This window comes from Mesorhizobium sp. CC13 (assembly GCF_039907765.1).
Taxonomy (GTDB): domain Bacteria; phylum Pseudomonadota; class Alphaproteobacteria; order Rhizobiales; family Rhizobiaceae; genus Aminobacter.
On the sequence record NZ_JARDJI010000017.1, the window covers coordinates 77,241 to 98,832 of the forward strand.

Genomic DNA, 21,592 nt, shown 5'->3' on the forward strand with positions numbered 1-21,592 from the left:
CGGACCCGTCCCGCAAGCGACAGTGGCCATATGCGATGCCTGGGAGCGGCCAAAGCCGTGGACAGGCTTGCCGTGCGCCTTGTCCCTTGCGGCGATCGGAAGTCTCTCCCATGTTTCGAAGAAACACAAAGGCGGGATGAAGCAGTGACTGTTCCGAACCTGATCACGATAGGCAGACTGGTGCTGGTGCCCTGCGTGATCTACGCCATGCTGACGGGGAGCTGGGACTGGGCCTTTGCCGGCTTCGTCGTCGCCGGCGTGTCCGATGCCGTCGACGGGTTCATCGCCCGCCACTTCAACCAGTATTCCAAGCTCGGCGCCTATCTCGACCCGATGGCCGACAAGCTGCTGCTGGTCAGCGTCTTCGTCGTTCTCGGCATCATGGGCCACCTGCCGCTGTGGCTGGTGGTGCTGGCGGTCTCGCGCGACGCGCTGATCGTCTGCGCGGTGCTGTTGTCGACGGTCATGGGCAATCCTGTGGTGGTGAAGCCGTTGATGGTCTCCAAGATCAACACCGCCGTCCAGATCGTGCTTGCGGCGCTGGTACTGGCCGAATTGTCGTTTGGTTTCGGGTTCGGCCCGCTTCGCCCGGCGTTGATAACGGTCTCCGGCCTCTTGACCGCCGCTTCGGCGGCGGCCTATCTCGTTGCCTGGCTGAGACATATGAGCGGCTATGGCGAAGGCGAAACTCCCGATCGATAACGAGGCTCTGGAAGCTGCCGCCGCGGCGGCCTTCCGCAAGCAGATCCGCTTCTGGCTGATATCGGCCGTTCTGTTTGTCGGCTTCCTCTATTTGTTCAGCAACATCCTGCTGCCGTTCGTGGCCGGCATGGCGCTCGCCTATTTCCTCGACCCGGTGGCCGACCGCCTGCAGCGGCTCGGCCTGTCGCGCCTGATGGCGACGGTGGTCATCCTCGTCTGTTTCCTGGTCTTCCTCGTACTGGCGCTGGTCATCATCGTTCCGGTGCTGGCGTCGCAGATGGCCGATTTCGCCGCCAAGGTGCCGGGCTATGTCGAGAAGCTCCAGCAGCTGGTCACCAACTTCAACCCCGAATGGCTCGAGCAGCGCTTCGGCGTCGATGCGGCCGGATTGCGCGAGGGGCTCAATTCGCTGCTGACGACCGGCTTCGGTTTCCTGACCACCATCTTCCAGTCGATCTGGAGTTCGGGCGTCGCTCTGTTCTCCATTGCCAGCCTTTTCGTGGTCACGCCGGTCGTGGCGTTCTACATGCTGCTCGACTGGGACCGCATGGTCGCCGTGGTCGACAGCTGGATCCCCCGCGACCACGTCGACACCGTCAGGCAGATCGCTCGCGACATCAACACGGCCGTTGCCGGCTTCGTCCGCGGGCAGGGCACGCTCTGCCTCGTGCTCGGCATCCTGTATGCGGTGGGGCTGACGCTGACGGGCTTGAACTTCGGCGTTCTCATCGGCCTGTTCGCGGGCCTGATCAGCTTCATCCCCTATGTCGGTTCGCTGACCGGCCTGGTGCTTTCGCTCGGCGTCGCCATCGTCCAGTTCTGGCCCGACTGGACCATGGTCCTGGCCGTGGCCGCGGTCTTCTTCGTCGGCCAGTTCATCGAGGGCAACATCCTGCAGCCGCGTCTCGTCGGAAAGAGCGTCGGTCTCCACCCGGTCTGGCTGATGTTCGCACTCGTCGCCTTCGGCGCCATGTTCGGTTTCGTCGGCCTGCTGGTTGCCGTTCCCTCGGCGGCGGCGGTGGCCGTGCTGGTGCGCTTCGCCATCTCGCGCTACCTCGATTCGCCGCTCTATCATGGCCATGCGACGCACGCCGCGGCCGAGGAGCCGGGCGACGCCGGCCCGGAAAAATGAACGTGTCGCGCGAGCCTCTAAAACCGCGCCAGCTGCCGCTCGACCTAGGACACCTGCCGGGCCTGTCGCGCGACGACCTCGTGGTGTCGAGCGCCAACCTGCAGGCGGTCGGCATGATCGATCGCTGGCCCGACTGGCCCGCGCCCGTGGTGCTGCTGGCCGGTCCTGCCGGTTCGGGCAAGACCCATCTCGCCGCCATCTGGCGCGAGCACTCGGGCGCGATCCAGCTCGACGCGTCCGATATCGTGGCCCATGTGGGCGAAATCGGCGCGTCGCCGGTGCTGATCGATGATGCGGATCAGGGTAAACTCGATCAGGAGGGCCTGTTCCACCTCATCAACGCGATCCGAGGCGCGCACTCGCACCTGCTCATCACCGCGCGAAGCTTTCCTTCGGCCTGGGGCGTGTCGCTGCCCGACCTCGCCTCGCGGCTCAAGGCTGCCGCGACGGTGGAGATCGAGGAGCCGGACGACCTCCTGCTCGTCGGCGTCATCACCAAGCTGTTCGCCGACCGCCAGGTCGATGTCGAGCCGCATGTGGTGCAGTTCCTCGTCCGCCGCATCGAGCGCTCGCTGTCGACCGCGATCCGGGTGGTGGAGAAGCTCGACCGTGCGGCACTGGAGCACAAGTCGCGCATCACCCGCGTGCTGGCTGCCGAGATGATCGGCGCGCTCGACGCCGGGCAGGGCGAATTGGAGCTCTGAGCCCCAGGGGAGCGCGTCAGCTCAGCCGCGCATAGGCCGCCTTGGCGGCAAATAGCACCGCCAGGATGGTTGCGTTGGAAATGAGCCCGACCAGGATCGGCGCTGCCGTGCCCTCGCTCGCGCCCGCGCCGATGCTGTAGGGGATCAGCACGGCCACGAACACGATGCCGAGCGCGATGGGGATCCAGCGATTGATCTGACTTGAGGTGTTGGCCGCCGTCAGCACGAGGGCGATCAGCAGGCCGATGCGGAACGGATCGGCGAGCTGACTGAGATAGATGTCGAGATATGGCATGGCGGTCGCTCCTCCTCGCCACAGATGTGCAGGTTCCCGGCTCAACTGTCGAGTCGGTGCCCGGCGCTCAGTCGCCGGCATCCGCGGCGCTCGGCAGCGTCACGCTCAACAGCAGGCGCACCAGGGCGGATTGCTTGGAAACGCCGGACTTGGCGAAGATCGAACGCAGGTGGGAGCGCACGGTTTCGCGCGCGACCCCGAACTCCCGGCTGATCGTGTCGATCGAGCGGCCTGCGGCCAGCGCCGAGGCGATTCGCGCTTCGCTGGGCGTGAGGTCGAACATCGCCTGCAGGATGCCGGGCGGCGGAGCCACCGGGGCGGCCAGCGGGGTGACCACCAGGATGCTGTGGATTTGGCTGAACAGGTCGTGCGCGGCGCCCCGCACCGGCAGCAGATGGACGACGCCGGTCGGCCGGCCGGTGCCGTCGGCGACCGGGAAAGACTGGGCGATGCCTTGCCTGGCGCCGAATGCCAGAGCCGAGAGCGCGCCCGCGAGAAGGCTATCGGCCTTGCGGTCGACGATCTGGATGCGTCCCGTCCTGTCCCGGATGGTGCCCGGGATCAGGCCCTCCATGAGGCGGTTGCAGGCAACCATCTGGCCGTTCGCGCCGAGCACCGCGGCGGGCAGTCCGAGCGCTTCGAGTGCGCCCGCGCCGGCCTGTGCCTTGTCGAGGCCGATGCGGGTGCAGACGACTGCTGCGCGAACGATATGCGGGCGCAGGCGGTCGAGGGCTTCGACATGGGCGCGCTCGAAGGGGCCGCGCGCGGTCGACCTTTCGACGCTGAAGGCGAGCAGGTCGCCGGTCGGCAGCGGGATGAGCGTGCCGGCCGCCCAACCCAGGTCGCGGGGATGAAGGAAGTCCCGGTATATCGGCTCGGTCGCCAGTTCGGACACGCTGTAGAGGTCCAGGTCGGTGAGGAAGCCGGGATGGGCAAGCGCCTCGGCGCGCGTCGTGCGCGTGTTGATGGTCACCCAGCCGTCGCGCATGAACTCCTCGAGATCCGCGGCGATCGCTTCCGATCCGACATGGGCGGCGGCACCGCGGGTGAGCGTGAACAGGCAGCCGCCCTTGCCGTCGACGGCCTGGGACAGGTCCGCCAGCAACTCCGGCCATTTTTCAGGAGCGAAGGACGCTTCGTAGATCTGATCGATGAACTGTTCGGACACCTCCGCCAATTTTCGTCGCTCCCCCGAGCTGATCCGCGTCGAAATCGATTTCAGACGATGTCGATACGGTTTTGTCGGGCCGGTGCATGCGCAAGAATGATCTCTTGCACGCCAATGCCCAGCCACGCCCCAATAGATCGATAGCACTTGGCTATTTTAGATCAAGATCATCTTTAGACGCAGAAGCACTCAGCCTCCGCGCGATGGCGGCGGAGAACTGGCAAATACTTGGCATATCTTGGATGCGGTGGTCGGAGTGGCAGGATTCGAACCTGCGACCCCCTGATCCCAAATCAGGTGCGCTACCAGGCTGCGCTACACTCCGGACCGATTTGCGTTGCCGTGCGTAGTGACTTCCGATCGACATGGCAAGGGCAAAAAGCAGCCGGCCGGCTTTCGCCTTGCGGCGGCGGCCAATGCGCAGTAATGACGGCGCATCTTAAGTCTGCGCCGCCGGCGCGGACCCGTTAGCGAGGTAGGCATGTCCGCGCGAATCTACAGCCCCGCCAAGACCGCCATGCAGTCGGGCAAGGCCAAGACCGGGAACTGGGTGCTCGAATTCGACGCCGAGAAGCCGAAGAAGATCGATCCGCTCATGGGCTACACCACCTCGGGCGACATGAGGAGCCAGATTCGGCTGACCTTCGAGACGCGCGAGGAGGCGATCGCTTACGCCGAGAAGGAAGGACTGGATTTCCGGGTGCAGGAGCCGAAGGAGTCCAAGCGCCGGCAGATTTCCTATTCCGACAATTTCCGCTATGACCGCAGGACGCCCTGGACCCATTGACGGCCTGCCAAGCACTTGCCGGCCTTCCTGCCGGCCAGCGGTCCCGTAGCTCAGCTGGATAGAGCACCGGCCTTCTAAGCCGATGGTCACAGGTTCGAATCCTGTCGGGATCGCCATTACCTTTCGGCTCGCACCACAGGCGGGCGGCACGCGTAGGCCGCGCAATTGCCGAAGCAAGGGATTGGTCCTACCGCCTCGCTTTGACCCTCGGGTGTCTGGGCCGATCCGTGCAGGAGACAAGGCCCCCTAGACTAGGGTTCATAGCCCAATCTGTCGAAATCATTCCGATATAGGTCGAGAATCAGGCCGCGCGTTCGGGGCGTCAGGTACTCGTCCACGGTGCGCCGCACAGAGGCGTTGCGACGCGACATTGTCGGGCGACCCGGCAGGGCCAGTTCGGTCCAAATCGCCTCGATGTCTGCTTCCAGAGATTCGTACCGGAGAATTCGATCGACAATTATCGCTCCTCCGCCGTCGACCAGGAAATCGATCTGGCGTAGGCGTCTCCCGGCGGGCTTTCCCGCCAGGTATTTGAGGTATTGTTCGAAGTTCATTTCTTTTACCAACTTATGTTGGTGATGCCCATCATGCTGGTTGATGAACTGATAGTACGAAATGGCTCGGTCATACGGGTGTCTAACGACTGCAAACGATGTCAATTTGGAATAGCAATCCTCTCCAAGCTTGCGGCGGGCCCATTCCGCCGTCGCATGCTGCGGCGGGTTAAAGAACGTTTGATTTTCTCGGACGGGCAATTTGGAAAGTACGCGGCGCAAGAGGGTCCGCTTCGGACGATTTGAGTAAGGACGAAATGTATCCTTAACTGACAAACCCGCCGTCTTTGGTATGTGAACGAACAAGAAATTGAATTGATTGGAGATCAGCACGCATCGGCCCCGCCAGTCCTAGAGCGTCGATCTACCACTACGTTCTCATCCGAGCAATCACGCGCAATTTTGGCGAGGTAGGGCGGGTCAGCCAGTTCGTGGGGCAAGACGGCAATGCTGTCGACACCATTCGACACGGCTGCTCGTTCCACCCTGAGCTCACGGCGTCGGCTGAAGGCTGGTTCAGGCCCGCACAGGATGAGCATCGTCGATGCAACTAGCTCTCCCGTCAGGCGTTGGACGAGCGGAGACCGTCATGAGCGAGTTCGATCCCATCGCCCCCACTCGTCCTCGCTTGCGATCGCGATGATGCTCACGGCGTCGCTTCACTAGACCAGCTAGGTCCGGAAGACCCGCGACCGCGGTCACGCCACCGCGTTTGCTGCGGCAAGCCCGGCGGCGATGTCGGCCTTGAGGTCCTCGACGTCCTCGAGCCCGATCTGCAGGCGAATGATCGGCCCGTCATAGGGGCCCTTGGCGATCCTGCGGTCGGTGAGGTTCACCGGCACGGCGAGGCTTTCGAAACCGCCCCAGGAATAGCCCAGTCCGAAGATCTCCAGTGCGTCGAGGAAGGCATGCGCCTTCTCGGTGCCGCCCCCGGCGAGCACGACCGAGAAGATGCCGCTCGAGCCTGCGAAGTCGCGTTTCCACATCGCATGGTCGGCATGGCTTTCGAGGCCCGGATGCAGCACCTGGGCGACGCCAGGCTGGCCCTCGAGCCAGCGCGCGATCTCCAAAGCGCTCCTTTCATGATGCGCGAGCCTTACGCCCATGGTGCGCAGGCCGCGCAGGACCTGGTAGACGTCGTCCGGGCCGGCGCAGCAGCCGAGCGTGAAGAAGGCCTCGCGCAGCCTGGGCCAGCAGGCGGCGTTGGCCGAAACCGTGCCGCTGAGCACGTCCGAATGGCCGGCCGGATACTTCGTCGCTGCATGGATGGTGACGTCGACGCCGAAGTCGAGCGCCTTGAAATAGAGCGGGGTCGCCCAGGTGTTGTCCATCATGACGATGGCTCCGGCGGCGTGCGCCGCCTTGGCGATAGCCGGGATGTCCTGGATCTCGAAGGTGTTGGACGCCGGCGATTCGGTGAAGACGACCCTGGTGTTGGGCTTGATGAGCGCGGCGATGCCGGTGCCGATGCGCGGTTCGTAATATTCGACCTCGACGCCGAGCCGCTCGAGCATCGTGTCGGCGAAATGCCGCGTCGGGTGGTAGACCGAATCGGTGATCAGTATGTGGTCGCCCGCCGAGAGGAAGCCGAGCAGGGGAATCGTGACCGCCGCAAGCCCCGAGGGCACGGCGATGGTGCCGGCCGAGCCTTCCAGTTCGTCTATGGCCTGGCAGAGCGCGTCCGTCGTCGGGGTTCCGCGGGTCCCATATGTGTATTTCTGGGCACGCGCGGCCATTGTCGCAGCGTTCGGATAGAGCACGGTCGACGCATGCACGACTGGTGGATTGACAAAGCCATGGAAGCTGTGCGGATCGTGGCCGGAATGCGCAAGCCGCGTGTTGATGCCCTTGGTCCTGCCGTTGTCCTGAGTCATGAAGCCGCATCCTTTCAGCGAAGACGCCAGCAATAGTGCGCCGGCCGATCCGGCGCAACCGCAGAAGGCGGCTGTTCGGATGGGCCAGATCTGGCCCGGCGGCCGCTTGCGTCGGCTGGGGAGGACGGTGTCGTTCTCCTGGCGCCGGCTCTGGCGGAAACCGGTGGGCACGCCGCTGCCCGTGTGGCCGGCGGCACTCACGCCGGTCGTCGTGGCCGGCGCCGTTGCCATCGCCGTGCTGTTTCCGATCGATGCGATGACCATCGACTTCATGCTCGGGCATCGCAATGCGCTGACCGCCTGGCTGGCCTGGCTGAGCGACGTCGGGCTGTCGCAATGGTATCTCGTGCCGGCGCTTGCCATCTACCTGGCAGCGGCGACCGCCGACTGGCAGAACGCCGGCTACCGGCTGAAAGCGCGCCTGACGCTGCTTTTCGGTCAAGCCGCCTTCATGTTCGCGGCGGTCGCGATCAGCGGGATCGCGGTCAACCTGGTGAAGATCGCGTTCGGACGCGCCCGACCGTCGATGTTCGGCGAACTGGGCGCCTATCATTTCTCTCCGCTCGTCGTAAGCAAGTATTTCTCGAGCTTCCCGTCGGGCCATGCGACGACGCTGGGCGCCGCCGCCGCGGTGCTCGCCATCTGGTTTCCGCGCCACTGGCTGCCGATAACGGTCGTCGCCTTGGGCTTTGCGATGCTGAGGGTGGTGGCGAGGGCGCATTATCCTTCCGATGTCGCGGCCGGCTTCCTCTTCGGCTGGGTCGTCGTCGCCCTGATGGCGCGCATGCTGGCCGCGCGACGGATGGGGTTCCGTCCGCGCGAGGGCAAGATCCTGCCGGAGGCGATCGGCATCCGGCGCTCCAGGCCGGACCGCGGCTGACGCAGGGGCAGGGCGCCACCTGTGCTATACTAGTCTCGAAAGGGTGTTCTGCGGCCTGTGGGAGGCGACGTTCCAGTAGGTCTTTCGTACTTGACCTTACAAGAATAATCGCCTTCGATGGCATTCGTGAACCGGACTGCAGCAACGCGCTCCGCAAGGATGCGCATCCGGAAATGGGCCGGAAGGGGATGCTGAGTTCACATATTAAAAAGACAGGCTTGAGCCTGGAAAACAGAAAAGGGTTCGTGGGTCATGAAATACACAGCATCGGGCATTCTTGGGGTTGCCGCACTTGGCCTCATGACGGCGACCGCCTCGGCGGGCACGCTCGAGGACGTCAAGGCCAAGGGGTTCGTGCAATGCGGCGTGAGCACCGGTCTGGCCGGGTTCTCGGCACCGAACGACAAGGGGGATTGGACCGGTCTGGACGCCGATTTCTGCCGCGCCGTGGCCGCTGCGGTCTTCGGGGACGGGAGCAAGGTGAAGTTCACGCCGCTGTCGGCCAAGGAGCGCTTCACCGCCCTGCAGTCCGGCGAGATCGACCTTCTGTCGCGCAACACCACCTGGACGATCAACCGGGACACCGCGCTTGGGCTGAATTTCGTCGGCGTCACCTATTTTGACGGCCAGGGCTTCATGATCAACGCCAAGAAGCTTCCGGGCGTGAACTCCGCCCTTCAGCTTTCGGGCGCCGCCGTCTGCGTGCAGACGGGCACTACGACCGAGCTCAATCTCGCCGACTACTTCAAGGCGAACAAGATGGAGTACAACCCGGTCGTCTTCGAGAAGCTCGAGGAAGTCAACGCCGCCTACGACGCCGGCCGCTGCGACGTCTACACCACCGACCAGTCCGGCCTCTACGGCATCCGCCTGACGCTGGGTGCGCCGGACGATCACGTCGTGCTACCCGAGATCATTTCCAAGGAACCGCTTGGCCCGGCCGTGCGCCAGGGCGACGACAAGTGGTACCACATCGTCAAGTGGACCTACTTCGCGCTGCTGACGGCCGAGGAACTGGGCATCACCCAGGCCAATGTCGAGGAGATGAAGACGTCGGGCAATCCCGAGATCAAGCGCGTGCTGGGCACCGAGGCCGACACCAAGATCGGCACCGACCTCGGCCTCTCCAACGACTGGGTCGTCAACATCGTCAAGGCCGTGGGCAACTACGGCGAAGTCTTCGAACGCAACGTCGGCCAGGGCAGCCCGCTGAAGATCGCCCGTGGCATCAATGCGCTCTGGACCAAGGGCGGACTGCAGTACGCGCCGCCGATCCGCTGATCCGAAGTCTGGTCCGAGAGGCGGCATGACCGCCTCTCGGGACTCTGTCAGAGGGACTTCCGATGGCTACGCAGGACATTTCCCATGACGTAGGGAGCGGCCGCGCGTCGCTCCTCTACGACCCGAAGGTGCGTGGCATCTTCTTCCAGGTACTCGTCGTCGCCGTGCTTGTGGCGCTCGTCTGGTGGATCGTCGGCAACACCGCCGAAAATCTCAGGCGCGCCAACATCGCGTCCGGCTACGGCTTCCTCAACGGTCGCGCCGGCTTCGACGTCAGCGACACGCTGATCGCCTTCGATTCGGATTCGACCTACAAGCGGGCGCTGCTGGTCGGTCTGCTGAACACCGTCGTCGTAGCGCTGGCCGGCGTCGTGACGGCGTCGATCCTCGGCTTCCTCATCGGCATCGGGCGGCTGGCCAACAACTGGCTGATCCGCAAGATCTGCACCGTCTATGTCGAGCTTTTCCGCAACATCCCGCCGCTGCTGGTGATCTTCTTCTGGTATTTCGGCGTGCTGTCGGTGCTGCCGCTGCCGCGGGACAGCATCGAACTGCCCTTCGGCTCCTACCTCAACAGCCGCGGTTTCTATTTCCCGAAGCTGGTGTGGGGTGAGGGGAGCTGGCTGATCCCGGTTGCATTCCTGCTCGGCATTGCCATGTCGGTCTTCGTGGCCCGCGCCGCCAGGCAAAGGCAGATGGCGACCGGCCAGGCGTTCCCGGTGCTGTGGACCTCGATCGCCCTGATCGTCGGTCTGCCGCTGCTGGCGCTGCTCGCCATGGGTGCTCCGCTGAGCTTCGACTTCCCGCAGAAGTCGACCTTCAACCTGACCGGCGGCCTGCAGGTGAAGCCCGAGTTCCTGTCGCTCTATCTGGCCTTGTCCTTCTATACGGCAGCCTTCATCGCCGAGATCGTGCGGGCAGGCATCAGGGGCGTGAGCAAGGGCCAGAGCGAGGCGTCGGCCGCGCTTGGGCTGAGGTCGGGGCAGGCGCTCAGGCTGGTCGTGGTGCCGCAGGCCCTGCGCATCATCATCCCGCCGCTCACCAGCCAGTATCTGAACCTGACCAAGAACTCGTCGCTGGCGATCGCCATCGGCTATCCGGACCTGGTCGCGGTTGGAGGAACGGTGCTCAACCAGACCGGGCAGGCGATCGAGATCGTGGTGATCTGGATGGTCGTCTATCTCGGGCTCAGCCTGATCACCTCCGCTTTCATGAACTGGTTCAACGCCAAGATGGCGCTGGTGGAAAGGTAGGAGGCGGACATGTCGCAAACCGACTTGAGCTACGTCCGCACCGAAATGGCGCTGCCGCAGCCCGCACCCCCGCGGGAGCGCGGGCCGGTCGCCTGGATTCGCAAGAACCTATTCGCCAATCCGTTCGATTCGGTCCTGACGATCCTCGGCCTGCTGCTGGTCGTCGCCATCGTGCCGCCGCTGATCAACTGGGCGCTGATCCAGGCGCAATGGACGGGCACCGATCGCACCTTCTGCGCGACGGTGGCGCAGGGCGGCATCCACCCCGAAGGGTGGTCCGGCGCCTGCTGGGCCTTCGTGACGGCCAAGTTCGGCCAGTTCATGTTCGGCCGCTACCCGCTCGACGAACGCTGGCGCGTCATCCTCGTGGCGATCATGTTCGTGGGCCTGCTCGTGCCGCTGCTGATCCCGCGGGCTCCGCGCAAGGGCCTGAACGCGATCCTGCTGTTCCTGGTCTTCCCGGTGGTGGCCTTCTTCCTGCTGGTGGGTGGCGTGTTCGGCCTTCCGCATGTCGAGACACCGCTGTGGGGCGGCCTGCTGGTGACGCTCAGCCTGTCCTTCGTCGGCATCGTCGTGTCGCTGCCGCTCGGCATCTTGCTGGCGCTCGGCAGGCGCTCGAAGATGCCGGTGGTGAAGATGCTGTGCGTGATCTTCATCGAGACGGTGCGCGGCGTGCCGCTGATTACGGTGCTGTTCATGGCGAGCGTCATGCTGCCGCTGTTCCTGCCGGCGGGTGTGACCTTCGACAAGTTCCTGCGCGCACTGATCGGCGTGTCGCTGTTCGCCTCGGCCTATATGGCGGAGGTGGTGCGCGGCGGCCTGCAGGCGATCCCCAAGGGCCAGTACGAGGGCGCCGACTCGCTCGGCCTGAGCTATTGGCAGAAGATGGGGCTGATCGTGCTGCCGCAGGCGTTGAAGCTGGTCATCCCCGGCATCGTCAACACCTTCATCGGCATGTTCAAGGACACCAGCCTCGTCTACATCATCTCGATGTTCGACTTGCTCGGCGTCGTGCGCCAGAACTTCTCGGACGCGGCATGGGCGTCGCCGCAGACACCGGCTTCGGGCCTGGTCTTCGCCGCGCTCGTGTTCTGGATTTTCTGCTTCGGCATGTCGCGCTATTCTATCTACATGGAGCACCGGCTCGACACCGGTCACAAGCGTTAAGGCAATGAAAGGGGTACCGGCCTATGGCCACTGAAAACGCAGTCAGCGCCGAGGAGCTGAGGGTCGACGTCAAGAAGATGCACGTGTCGGACACCGATGTCGCCATCGACATCGTCGGCATGCACAAATGGTATGGCGAGTTCAACGTGCTCAAGGACATCAACCTGAAGGTGATGCGCGGCGAGCGCATCGTCATCTGCGGCCCGTCCGGCTCGGGCAAGTCGACGATGATCCGCTGCATCAACCGGCTGGAGGAACACCAGAAGGGCAAGATCATCGTCGACGGCAAGGAACTGACCAATGATCTCAAGAAGATCGACGAGGTCCGCCGCGAGGTCGGCATGGTGTTCCAGCACTTCAACCTTTTCCCGCACCTGACCATCCTGGAGAACTGCACGCTGGCGCCGATCTGGGTGCGCAAGACCCCGAAGAAGCAGGCGGAAGAGCAGGCGATGCACTTCCTGCGTCGGGTCAAGATCCCCGAGCAGGCCAACAAATATCCGGGCCAGCTGTCGGGCGGCCAGCAGCAGCGCGTGGCGATCGCTCGGTCTCTGTGCATGAACCCGCGCATCATGCTGTTCGACGAGCCGACCTCGGCGCTCGATCCGGAGATGATCAAGGAGGTGCTGGAGACCATGGTCGGCCTCGCCGAAGAGGGCATGACCATGCTGTGCGTGACCCACGAGATGGGCTTTGCGCGCAAGGTCGCCAACCGGGTGATCTTCATGGACCAGGGCCAGATCGTCGAGGAGAACACGCCGGCCGAGTTCTTCGACCATCCCCGCCACGAACGCACCAAGCTGTTCCTCAGCCAGATCCTGCATTAGGAAACCGGCACCGCTGATACATGAGAGCCCGGCCGTAATTCGGCCGGGCTCTTTTGTTGTGGTTGTAGCAACGTGCGGGAGGGCGCGATGGGTGTGAGGGCGGGACGGGGCGTTCGGCTTCTTGGCTGGGCGGTACTGGTGGTGGTTGTGGCGGTTGGCCTCGGCACGCTGGTGCCGCGGCCCCTGATCGGCGGCGCGCCGGCGGCCACCGGAGGACGGCACCTTTTGGTGCTGACCAATCCGATCCATACCGACATCGCCGTGCCCATCGACGAATCGGTGCTGCAAAAATTCGGCTTTCTGGCCGATGAAGGCATGCCCGCGGATGCTCCCGGCGCACGCTATCTGGTGTTCGGCTGGGGCAGCCGGGCATTCTATCTCGAAACCCCGACCTGGGCGGAGCTCAAGCCGGGCCCGCTGCTCAAGGCGCTCACCCTCGATCGCTCGGCCTTGCATGTCGACGTGATGGGCGAGGTCGGCATGGCTCACCCGGCGGTATCGCGCTTCGAGGTCGGTAAAACCGAGTTCGATGCGATGCTCGACTTCATTGCTGCGAGCTTCCAGCGTGACGATCGCGGCGTCCAGCGGATCGCCGGTGCTGGTTATGGCGACACCGACGCCTTCTTTGAGGCGAACGGCTACTTCACGGCTCTTGCCGGCTGCAACACCTGGGCGGCGGCGGCGTTGCGGAAGGCCGGCCTGACGACGGGCTGGTGGAACCCGCTGCCGGTCACGCTCGGTTGGTCGCTCGACCTCTACAATTCCGCTTCGGACCAGCCGGGCGGCCTCCAGCCATAGAGCCAGTCCATGTCGGCGGCGAGGCTGTCGGCGGACTTGATGCCGAGGAAAAGATTGCGCGCCAGGGCGACGGGGCCCGAGGCGTGCCAGGCCATGTGGTTCAGCCGGCCGCGCCGCGCCACCCTGGCGATGCGCGCCTTGCGCGCCACCTCCCACTGCGAAAGCCCGTGCGCGTATCGTGGCGAAGCCACGACGTCGGCCAGCGTGTAGGCATCCTCGATCGCCATGGCGGCACCCTGGGCGGCGAAGGGCGTCATGGCGTGCGCCGCGTCGCCGATCAGCACGATGCGGTCGGAGGCGGTCCATGGCCTGGCGCTGTCGACCGTGTGCAGCGGCCACACCGTCCACGGCCCGGCGTGGTCGAGCAACGCCGTGAGCGCAGGCGCGCTCCCCCGCGAGGCGCGCTTCAGCGCGTCGGCATCCGTCTCGCCCGACCACTGTTCGGCGATCGCCGCGCCGGGCGTGAAGGCGACGAGGTTGATCGCGGCTCCAGCGCGGATCGGATAGGCGACCATGTGGAAGCCGCGATGGAGGAAGGTCGTCACTGCCTGCATCGAGCCGAGGGATGCAAAGCTGCGGCCGGCCGCGCTGTCGGCGGCGATGGTCGTGCGCCATGCCAGCTCGCCGGCGAAGCGGCTCCGTTCGTTCGGGCCGACAAGTCGGCGGCTGTGCGACCAGACCCCATCCGCCGCCACGAGCATCTCGGCCTCAAGCGACACGGCATTGCCGTCATGCTCGACGCCGACCTTGACTGCCCGTCCATCGACTGCGGCCCCTGCCACCGTTGCGCCGGTGCTGATCTCGATGAGGGGATTTTGTTGGGCGGCCATCAGCAGGGCGTGCTGCAGGTCGGCGCGGTGGGCCACGAGATAGGGCGATTGCCACCTCAGCTCGGCGGACGCGCCGAGTGGGACCCGGGCAAGCTCCTTGAGCGACGCGGCATCGCGAAGGACGATGGCTTCGGGCTGCACGGTCGACGGCCGCACGAGGTCGAGCGCGCCGAGGCGACCGAGGATGCGGGTTGCGTTGGGGGACAGTTGCAGGCCGGCGCCGACTTCTTCGAGCGCCGCTGCGCGTTCGAGGACGCGGACCCCAAGGCCTTTCCTGGCAAAGGCGAGCGCGGCGGTGAGACCGGCGACGCCCGCGCCGGCGATGACGACCTGCCGCGATCTCATGGCGATTGGGTCAGGCGGCGCGGTCGGCCACGTAGAGGCAGCCGGCGGGCAGGGTTTCGGTGGCCTTCAGCTTCGCCGAGTAGCGATAGAGCGTCGAGCAGTAGGGGCAGACCTTTTCGGAATCCGCGCCCATGTCGAGGTAGACATGCGGATGGTCGAAGGGCGGGTTGGCGCCCACGCACATGAACTCCTTCACGCCGATCTCGATCACGGCATGTCCAGCGTCGTTCTGGAAGTGGGGAATGGAGCCGCCGGCCATCATTTTCTCCGTCTGAGAAACCTTCTCCGAGAGCGTTTGTATCATTAGGGACGGGTTTGCAAGATGCTGAAATGAAACTGTCGCAATTGCCTGTCAGAGGATAATCTGAGCCGGATAAGCGGCGAGCGCGGCAGTGGGGAAGGGTTGTCCATGAATCAATTGAGGCCGGTGCATACCGATTTCGTGAACGACAAGTCGCCGACCGGGCCGGTCGACGGCAACCCTGACCGCTTCGTCAATCGCGAATTCTCCTGGCTGCAGTTCAACCGGCGCGTGCTCGAGCAGTCGCAGAACCCGAACCATCCGCTGCTCGAACGCGTCCGCTTCCTGTCGATCTCGGCCGGCAATCTCGACGAGTTCTTCATGGTGCGCGTCGCGGGTCTCGCGGGCCAGGTTCGTGAGGGCATCGCGATCCGCAGCCCCGACGGCCGCACCCCGCAGCAGCAGCTGGACCAGTTGCTGCACGAGGTCGAACGGCTGCAGGAGGACCAGCAGAAGAGCCTCTCGAGCCTCATGGAACTGCTCAAGCTCGAGGGCATCGAGAGCATATCGGCGGCGGCCCTCGCCAAGGACGAGAAGAAGTGGCTCGAAGAGCACTTCATGGAGCAGATCTTTCCGGTGCTGACGCCGCTGTCGATCGACCCGGCGCACCCGTTCCCCTTCATCCCCAATCTCGGCTTCTCGATCGCGCTGCAGCTCCGCCACCGCAAGAACGGCGAGGAGATGACCGCCCTGCTGCGCCTGCCGGTGGCGCTCAAGCGCTATATCCGCCTGCCGGACCGCAAGCGCGCGGTGCGCTTCATCCCGATCGAGGAGACGGTCAACCTGTTCATCGGCAAGCTGTTCCCGGGCTACGAGGTCAAGGGTTCCGGCACGTTCCAGATCATCCGAGATAGCGATATCGAGGTCGAGGAGGAATCGGAGGACCTCGTGCGGCTGTTCGAGACCGCGTTGAAGCGCCGGCGCCGCGGCTCGGTCATCCGCATCGAGTTCGACAGCCAGATGCCGGCCGAACTGCGTGAGTTCGTCGCCGGCGAACTTGGGGTCTCGGCGAGCCGGGTCAGCGTGCTGAGCGGGCCGCTGGCCATCAACCAGATATCCGAGATCGTGGCGGTCGCGCGCGACGACCTCAAGTTCCCGCCCTTCAATCCGCGCTTCCCCGAGCGCATTCGCGACCACCGCGGCGATTGCTTCGCGGCGATCCGCGAGAAGGATTTCGTCGTCCACCACCCTTACGAATCCTTCGACGTGGTGGTGCAGTTCCTGCGCCAGGCGGCGATGGACCCAGAGGTGGTGGCGATCAAGCAGACGCTCTACCGCACCTCGAACGACAGCCCGATCGTCCGCGCCCTGATCGACGCGGCCGAGGCCGGCAAGTCGGTGACGGCCCTGGTCGAGCTCAAGGCGCGCTTCGACGAGGAGGCCAACATCCGCTGGGCGCGCGACCTCGAGCGCGCCGGCGTGCAGGTGGTCTTCGGCTTCCTGGAACTCAAGACCCACGCCAAGATGTCGCTGGTGGTGCGCCGCGAGGACGGCCGGCTGCGCAACTACGTGCATCTCGGCACCGGCAACTACCACCCGATCACCGCCCGCATCTACACCGACCTGTCCTTCTTCACCACCGACTCGGCGATCGCCCGGGACGTGGCCCAGATATTCAACTTCATCACCGGTTACGCCGAGCCGGCCGATGAAATGTGCATCGCGCTGTCGCCCTATACGCTGAGGAGCCGCATCCTCAAGCACATCGCCGACGAGGTCGAGCATGCCCGAGCAGGCAAGCCGGCGCAGATCTGGATGAAGATGAACGCTCTCGTCGATCCGCTCATCATCGATGCGCTCTACGAGGCGAGCCGAGCCGGCGTCGAGATCGACCTCGTCGTGCGCGGCATCTGCTGCCTCAGGCCGCAGGTTCCCGGCCTGTCGGAAAATATCCGCGTGAAATCGATCGTCGGCCGCTTCCTCGAGCACAGCCGCATCTATTGCTTCGGCAACGGCCACGGCCTGCCTTCGGACGAGGCGATCGTCTACATCAGTTCGGCGGATCTGATGCCGCGCAACCTCGACCGACGGGTCGAATGCATGGTGCCGATTGCCATGCACTCGACGGTGCATGAACAGGTGCTCGGCCAGGTCATGCTGGGAAACATCATGGACAACCAGCAAAGTTTCGAAGTATTGGCGGATGGTACCTCTCGCCGGGTGACGCTGGACGAGGGCGAAGAGCCGTTCAATGCGCAGGAATATTTCATGACCAATCCGAGCCTTTCCGGACGGGGTGACGCGCTGAAGTCTCATGCGCCCAAGCGCATCGCGCAGTTCAAGCGCCGCAAGAAGGCGGAGGCGGCGGCCGGCTGATGGCGGAACTCTCGCAGGGCCGGCTCAAGGATCGCCGACCGCTGTCGATCATCGATATCGGCTCGAACTCCATTCGTCTCGTGGTCTATGAAGGGTTGGCGCGCTCGCCGACCCTGCTGTTCAATGAAAAAATGCTGGCCGGCCTCGGCCGCGGCATCGTCTCCACCGGCAAGCTCGACCCCGAGGGCGTGACGCGCTCGATGGAGGAGTTCCGCCGTTTTCGCGCGCTGTCGGAACAGGCCGGCGCAGACAGGATGTATGTGCTGGCGACCGCCGCCGCCCGCGAGGCGGTGAACGGGCCCGACTTCATCCACCGCGCCGAGGAAGTGCTGGGGACCGAGATCAGGGTGCTGACCGGCCGCGAGGAGGCCTATTTCTCTGCCTTGGGCGTGATCTCCGGCTTCCACCCGGCCGACGGCATCGCAGGCGACCTTGGCGGCGGCAGTCTCGAACTGGTCGACGTCAGGGGCGAGGCCATCGGCGACGGCATCACCCTGCCGCTCGGCGGCCTCAGGCTGCAGGATATGTCGAAGGGATCGCTGGCGCAGGCCGCCAGGATCGCCCGCACCGAGCTTGCGCGTGCGAAGCTGCTCAACGTTGGTCGCGGCAGAACTTTCTATGCCGTCGGCGGCACCTGGCGAAACCTTGCCCGCCTGCACATGAACACCACCGGCTATCCGCTGGAAGTGATGCACCACTACCGGATGGACCCGGCGAGCCTGGTGCCGTTCCTGCGCCAGGTAGCGCGCGGCGACGTCGAAAAGATCAAGGGCATCGAGGGCGTGTCGAAGAACCGTCGCGCGCTCCTGCCTTACGGTGCGGCCGTGCTCAACGAGATCGTCACCGCCATGGAGCCGACCAATGTGGTGGTTTCGGCGCTCGGCGTGCGCGAGGGCTTCCTCTATTCGCTGCTGAACGACGAGGAGCGGCGCTCCGACCCGCTGATCTCCGCCGCCGAAGAACTGGCGCTGCTGCGCGCACGCTCGGTGCGTCACGCGCACGAGCTGACCGAGTGGACGCGCAAGTCCTTCGTCGCCTTCGGCCTGGACGAGACCGACGAGGAGGCGCGCTACCGTCACGCCGCCTGCCTGCTCGCCGACATCGGCTGGCGCGCGCACCCTGAGTACCGCGGGCGGCAATCGCTCAATATCATCGCCCATGCGTCGTTCATCGGGGTCGACCACCCGGGACGTGCCTTCCTCGCCCTCGCCAACCTGTTCCGCCACGATGGCGTCTTCAACGAAAGCTTCGCCCCGGAACTCAAGGAACTGGCTACGCCGCGCTACCTCGAGCGGGCCCGCGTCCTCGGTGCGATGATGCGCGTGGTCTATCTGCTTACCGCGTCCATGCCGGGCGTCATGCCCAAGCTGCGCTGGGAGGACAAGGGCAACGGCGTTCTGGCGCTGATCATCCCCGCGGCCTTCGGCCAGCTCTACGGCGAACGGCCGGCCGGACGGCTGGCGCAACTGGCCAAAGTGACCGGGCGCAAGCTGGTGCTGGCCGTCGAGGACGGCCCGAGCGTTGCGGTGAAGTAGCCCGCTCAGCCGCGGTCCAGGGAAAAGGCTCCCGCCCCGGCCACCGACAGCGCCAGCAGGCCGCCGGCGGTGGCGATGTCCTTCATCAACGCCTGCGAATGCATGAAGGCGAGCACCGGGTCGTCGCCGCCCTGGCCATAATGGCCGATGAAGCCCGCGGCGAGGGCGAACGCAGCCAGCAAGAGAGCTGCGGCGCGTGTCTGGTAACCGACGAGCACGAGCGCGCCGCCTGCCAGCTCGAACAGGCCGACGCCCCAGGCGACGAGCGTCGGCAGCGGGAAGCCGAGACCGGCGAAGTAGCCTGAGGATCCGGCGATGTTGGAAAGGGTGGAAACACCTGCCGGGACGAACATCGCGGCGATCAGGATTCGAGCGGCGAGCAGCAGCAGGTTCTTCGACATCGGCGCACTTCCCATTCTGCCGGGAGGATGCGCCTGCTGGTCGGCAAAGTCACCCAGTGCCGCACATTGCGACCGGGCGAGAAAAAGCCCGGGACGTGCCCGGGCCATTCCTTGGGAGGATATCGGGAATGTCAGCGACGGCGGGCGTCGACCGACAGGGTACCGGGGCCGACGGCGGCGAGCACGAAGAGACCGCCGGCAATCGCCAGGTTCTTCTGCAGGAACATCATCTGAACCATGTCATTGAGATCGGTGTGGGCGACCGCGGAGGCGGCGAGCGTGAAGAGGGCGAGCACGATCGCGGCAATGCGCGTCTGGTAGCCGACCAGGATCGCAAGGCCGGCCACGACCTCGACGACGCCGACGACCACCGTGGTCACCGTCGGCAGGGGCAGACCGAGGCTGCCGAAATAGCCGGCCGTGCCTGCGATGGCGGTCAGCTTGGCAAAGCCGGCGACGATGAAGATGATCGACAGCAGCACGCGGCCGGCAAGGATGAGTGCCGACGAACTGGCTGCGAGGCCGGGCTTTGCAGATGCGATGGAAGCGTTCGACATTGATGTGGGCTCCGTGGAAAATTCGATGGCCCACATGTAGCGAAGTCGAACTGTTCACCAAAGGTCCGAATTCGTCGACAGATCGTTCACAATTGGAGCGTTTTGCTCGCCAGGCGGCTCCGGCGAATCGCGGCGAGCGCGCTAAGCGGAGAGGGCGGCGCAGCGGGCTGGCCGCTGCGCCGATGATAGTCAGCCCGGACGGGTCATGTCCTCGGGGCGGACGATGCGGTCATAGTCTTCGGCGCTGACGAGGCCGGTGGCGAGCGCTTCCTCGCGCAGCGTGGTGCCGTTCTTGTGCGCGGTCTTGGCGATCTTGGCGGCGTTGTCGTAGCCGATGGTCGGCGCCAGCGCGGTGACCAGCATCAACGAGCGGTCGAGAGCGGCCTTGATGTTGTCCTCGCGGGCCTCGATGCCGACGACGCAGTTGTCGGTGAAGGAGACCGCCGCATCGGCCATCAGCTGCACCGACTGCAGGAAGTTGTAGGCCATGACCGGGTTGTAGACGTTGAGCTCGAAGTGGCCCTGGCTGCCGGCGAAGGTCAGCGCCGCGTTGTTGCCGAACACCTGGACGCAGACCTGGGTCAGCGCCTCGCACTGGGTCGGGTTGACCTTGCCCGGCATGATCGACGAGCCGGGTTCGTTTTCCGGCAGCGCCAGCTCGCCGAGGCCCGAACGCGGGCCCGAACCGAGGAAGCGGATGTCGTTGGCGATCTTGAACAGCGCGGCCGCAGCTGCGTTGATGGCGCCATGGCTGAACACCATCGAGTCGTGCGCGGCGAGCGCTTCGAACTTGTTCGGCGCGGTGACGAAGGGCAGGCCGGTGATGGCGGCGATCTGCTCGGCCACCTTCTCGGCGAAGCCGATCGGCGCGTTGAGGCCGGTGCCGACGGCGGTGCCGCCCTGGGCGAGCTCGCACAGGCCCGGCAGCGTCAGCTCGACGCGCCTGATCGACGAGGCGACCTGCGCGGCATAGCCGCCGAACTCCTGGCCGAGCGTCAGCGGCGTCGCGTCCTGCGTGTGGGTGCGGCCGATCTTGATGATGTGGTCGAATTCGCGCGCCTTCTTGTCGAGTGCGGCATGCAGGTGCTTCAGCGCCGGCAACAGGTCGTGGACGATGCGCTCGGCGCAGGCGATGTGCATGGCCGTCGGATAGGTGTCGTTCGACGACTGGCTCATGTTGACGTGGTCATTGGGGTGGACCGGCTTCTTTGAGCCCATCTCGCCGCCCAGCATCTCGATGGCGCGGTTCGAGATCACCTCGTTGGCGTTCATGTTCGACTGCGTGCCCGAGCCGGTCTGCCACACGACCAGCGGGAAGTGGTCGTTGAGCTTGCCGTCGATGACTTCCTGGGCGGCGGCGACGATGGTGTCGCCGACCTTCGGGTCGAGACGGCCGAGCGCCATGTTGGCTTCGGCTGCGGCGCGCTTGACGATGCCCAGCGCCCGGACGACCGACAGGGGCTGCTTCTCCCAGCCGATCTTGAAGTTGCCCAGCGAACGCTGCGCCTGCGCACCCCAGTAGCGGTCCGCCGCCACTTCGATCGGTCCGAAGGTGTCGGTCTCGGTTCTGGTCTTCTGGGCTGTCACGATCTGTCTCCGGGAAAATGACGTTGCGGGCAACGGCCTATCGCGTTGCACACTGGGCATCAAGCGGAGATTGGGCCGGCTGGGAAACCTAATCGGTTCAGGCGCAGCACCCATGGCGAGGGCCCCAAAACAGAACGCCTCCCGCACCTTTGGAGAGTGCTGGAGGCGTCCTATGTGTCCTTCGGTTTTCCTTCAGGATTTCTCCATCCGGACGTACCTCGAACAGGGCGGAAACGTCGACGTGCGGAAAAGGTTCCGCCTCGTTGCAAATATTTTTCGGGAAATTTGGCGGACCGAA

General features: G+C 65.0%; 21 protein-coding genes and 2 tRNA genes. 13 read left to right on the forward strand and 10 right to left on the reverse strand.

What is annotated here, in order from left to right; translation table 11 throughout:
• The first annotated feature begins 144 nt into the window (after positions 1–144).
• Genes PV773_RS19785 through hdaA form a run of 3 tightly spaced genes read left to right on the forward strand, consistent with a single transcriptional unit; the run spans position 145 to position 2,538 of the window.
• Positions 145–702: a CDP-alcohol phosphatidyltransferase family protein gene (locus PV773_RS19785; RefSeq protein ID WP_347968002.1), complete on the forward strand. Its 558-nt coding sequence runs from the start codon at positions 145–147 to the stop codon at positions 700–702.
• Positions 674–1,834: an AI-2E family transporter gene (locus PV773_RS19790; RefSeq protein WP_347968003.1), complete on the forward strand. Its 1,161-nt coding sequence runs from the start codon at positions 674–676 to the stop codon at positions 1,832–1,834. The genes PV773_RS19785 and PV773_RS19790 overlap by 29 nt, the downstream gene beginning before the upstream one ends.
• Entirely contained in the window at positions 1,831–2,538 is a 708-nt protein-coding gene (gene hdaA / locus PV773_RS19795) for a DnaA regulatory inactivator HdaA (protein ID WP_347968004.1), read from the forward strand. Before PV773_RS19790 ends, hdaA begins: the two co-directional genes overlap by 4 nt.
• A 16-nt stretch (positions 2,539–2,554) precedes the next feature.
• On the opposite strand, the gene PV773_RS19800 is transcribed toward hdaA, so the two are convergent.
• From PV773_RS19800 to PV773_RS19810, 3 genes are all read right to left on the reverse strand, one after another.
• Complete coding sequence (locus PV773_RS19800; protein WP_347968005.1) at positions 2,555–2,833, reverse strand: hypothetical protein; 279 nt, start codon at positions 2,831–2,833, stop codon at positions 2,555–2,557.
• Positions 2,834–2,900: 67 nt separating this feature from the next.
• Positions 2,901–4,001: a helix-turn-helix transcriptional regulator gene (locus PV773_RS19805; protein ID WP_347968030.1), complete on the reverse strand. Its 1,101-nt coding sequence runs from the start codon at positions 3,999–4,001 to the stop codon at positions 2,901–2,903.
• Between the two features lie 248 nt (positions 4,002–4,249).
• Positions 4,250–4,326: transfer RNA gene (locus tag PV773_RS19810), tRNA-Pro, on the reverse strand.
• Positions 4,327–4,482: 156 nt separating this feature from the next.
• Between PV773_RS19810 and PV773_RS19815 the strand changes: the two genes are divergently transcribed.
• Positions 4,483–4,788 carry an ETC complex I subunit gene (locus PV773_RS19815; protein ID WP_347968006.1) on the forward strand — a complete coding sequence of 102 codons (306 nt, stop codon included), beginning with the start codon at positions 4,483–4,485 and terminating at the stop codon, positions 4,786–4,788.
• Between the two features lie 39 nt (positions 4,789–4,827).
• Positions 4,828–4,904 (forward strand) — tRNA-Arg (locus tag PV773_RS19820).
• Positions 4,905–5,039: 135 nt separating this feature from the next.
• Here the strand turns inward: PV773_RS19820 and PV773_RS19825 are convergent.
• Both PV773_RS19825 and PV773_RS19830 read right to left on the reverse strand, forming a co-directional pair.
• Positions 5,040–5,675: a sulfotransferase family 2 domain-containing protein gene (locus PV773_RS19825; RefSeq protein WP_347968007.1), complete on the reverse strand. Its 636-nt coding sequence runs from the start codon at positions 5,673–5,675 to the stop codon at positions 5,040–5,042.
• A gap of 365 nt (positions 5,676–6,040) precedes the next feature.
• Positions 6,041–7,216 carry a cystathionine beta-lyase gene (locus PV773_RS19830; protein WP_347968008.1) on the reverse strand — a complete coding sequence of 392 codons (1,176 nt, stop codon included), beginning with the start codon at positions 7,214–7,216 and terminating at the stop codon, positions 6,041–6,043.
• Between the two features lie 79 nt (positions 7,217–7,295).
• Here PV773_RS19830 and PV773_RS19835 point away from each other — a divergent pair, with 79 nt between their 5' ends.
• The 6 genes from PV773_RS19835 to PV773_RS19860 all read left to right on the forward strand — a co-directional run bounded on the left by PV773_RS19835 (position 7,296) and on the right by PV773_RS19860 (position 13,422).
• Complete coding sequence (locus PV773_RS19835; RefSeq protein ID WP_347968009.1) at positions 7,296–8,096, forward strand: phosphatase PAP2 family protein; 801 nt, start codon at positions 7,296–7,298, stop codon at positions 8,094–8,096.
• Between the two features lie 252 nt (positions 8,097–8,348).
• Complete coding sequence (locus PV773_RS19840; protein WP_347968010.1) at positions 8,349–9,377, forward strand: amino acid ABC transporter substrate-binding protein; 1,029 nt, start codon at positions 8,349–8,351, stop codon at positions 9,375–9,377.
• A gap of 62 nt (positions 9,378–9,439) precedes the next feature.
• Positions 9,440–10,630, forward strand: a complete 1,191-nt coding sequence (locus tag PV773_RS19845; protein WP_347968011.1) for an amino acid ABC transporter permease — start codon at positions 9,440–9,442, stop codon at positions 10,628–10,630.
• A gap of 9 nt (positions 10,631–10,639) precedes the next feature.
• Complete coding sequence (locus PV773_RS19850) at positions 10,640–11,797, forward strand: amino acid ABC transporter permease (RefSeq protein WP_347968012.1); 1,158 nt, start codon at positions 10,640–10,642, stop codon at positions 11,795–11,797.
• A gap of 23 nt (positions 11,798–11,820) precedes the next feature.
• Positions 11,821–12,624: an amino acid ABC transporter ATP-binding protein gene (locus PV773_RS19855; RefSeq protein WP_340035804.1), complete on the forward strand. Its 804-nt coding sequence runs from the start codon at positions 11,821–11,823 to the stop codon at positions 12,622–12,624.
• Positions 12,625–12,711: 87 nt separating this feature from the next.
• Positions 12,712–13,422, forward strand: a complete 711-nt coding sequence (locus tag PV773_RS19860; RefSeq protein WP_347968013.1) for a TIGR02117 family protein — start codon at positions 12,712–12,714, stop codon at positions 13,420–13,422.
• Here PV773_RS19860 and PV773_RS19865 read toward each other — a convergent pair.
• Positions 13,380–14,597 (reverse strand): FAD-dependent monooxygenase, encoded by a 1,218-nt coding sequence (locus tag PV773_RS19865; RefSeq protein WP_347968014.1) that lies wholly within the window; start codon positions 14,595–14,597, stop codon positions 13,380–13,382. The genes PV773_RS19860 and PV773_RS19865 overlap by 43 nt on opposite strands.
• Positions 14,598–14,607: 10 nt before the next feature.
• Positions 14,608–14,856 (reverse strand): zinc-finger domain-containing protein, encoded by a 249-nt coding sequence (locus PV773_RS19870; protein ID WP_340035928.1) that lies wholly within the window; start codon positions 14,854–14,856, stop codon positions 14,608–14,610.
• 150 nt (positions 14,857–15,006) lie between these two features.
• On the opposite strand from PV773_RS19870, the gene PV773_RS19875 reads away from it, so the two are divergent.
• Together PV773_RS19875 and ppx are read left to right on the forward strand one after the other, a co-directional pair.
• Entirely contained in the window at positions 15,007–17,214 is a 2,208-nt protein-coding gene (locus tag PV773_RS19875; RefSeq protein ID WP_347968015.1) for an RNA degradosome polyphosphate kinase, read from the forward strand.
• Positions 17,214–18,749 carry an exopolyphosphatase gene (gene ppx, locus PV773_RS19880; protein WP_347968016.1) on the forward strand — a complete coding sequence of 512 codons (1,536 nt, stop codon included), beginning with the start codon at positions 17,214–17,216 and terminating at the stop codon, positions 18,747–18,749. Before PV773_RS19875 ends, ppx begins: the two co-directional genes overlap by 1 nt.
• Positions 18,750–18,754: 5 nt before the next feature.
• On the opposite strand, the gene PV773_RS19885 is transcribed toward ppx, so the two are convergent.
• From PV773_RS19885 to fumC, 3 genes are all read right to left on the reverse strand, one after another.
• The gene (locus PV773_RS19885; protein WP_347968017.1) at positions 18,755–19,150 is read right to left on the reverse strand and encodes a DoxX family protein; all 396 of its coding nucleotides are present in this window, start codon (positions 19,148–19,150) and stop codon (positions 18,755–18,757) included.
• A 131-nt stretch (positions 19,151–19,281) separates the two neighbouring features.
• Positions 19,282–19,707, reverse strand: a complete 426-nt coding sequence (locus PV773_RS19890; protein ID WP_347968018.1) for a DoxX family protein — start codon at positions 19,705–19,707, stop codon at positions 19,282–19,284.
• Positions 19,708–19,896: 189 nt separating this feature from the next.
• A complete protein-coding gene (gene fumC, locus PV773_RS19895; RefSeq protein WP_347968019.1) occupies positions 19,897–21,294 on the reverse strand; it encodes a class II fumarate hydratase in 1,398 nt (465 codons plus the stop codon).
• Positions 21,295–21,592: the final 298 nt, after the last annotated feature.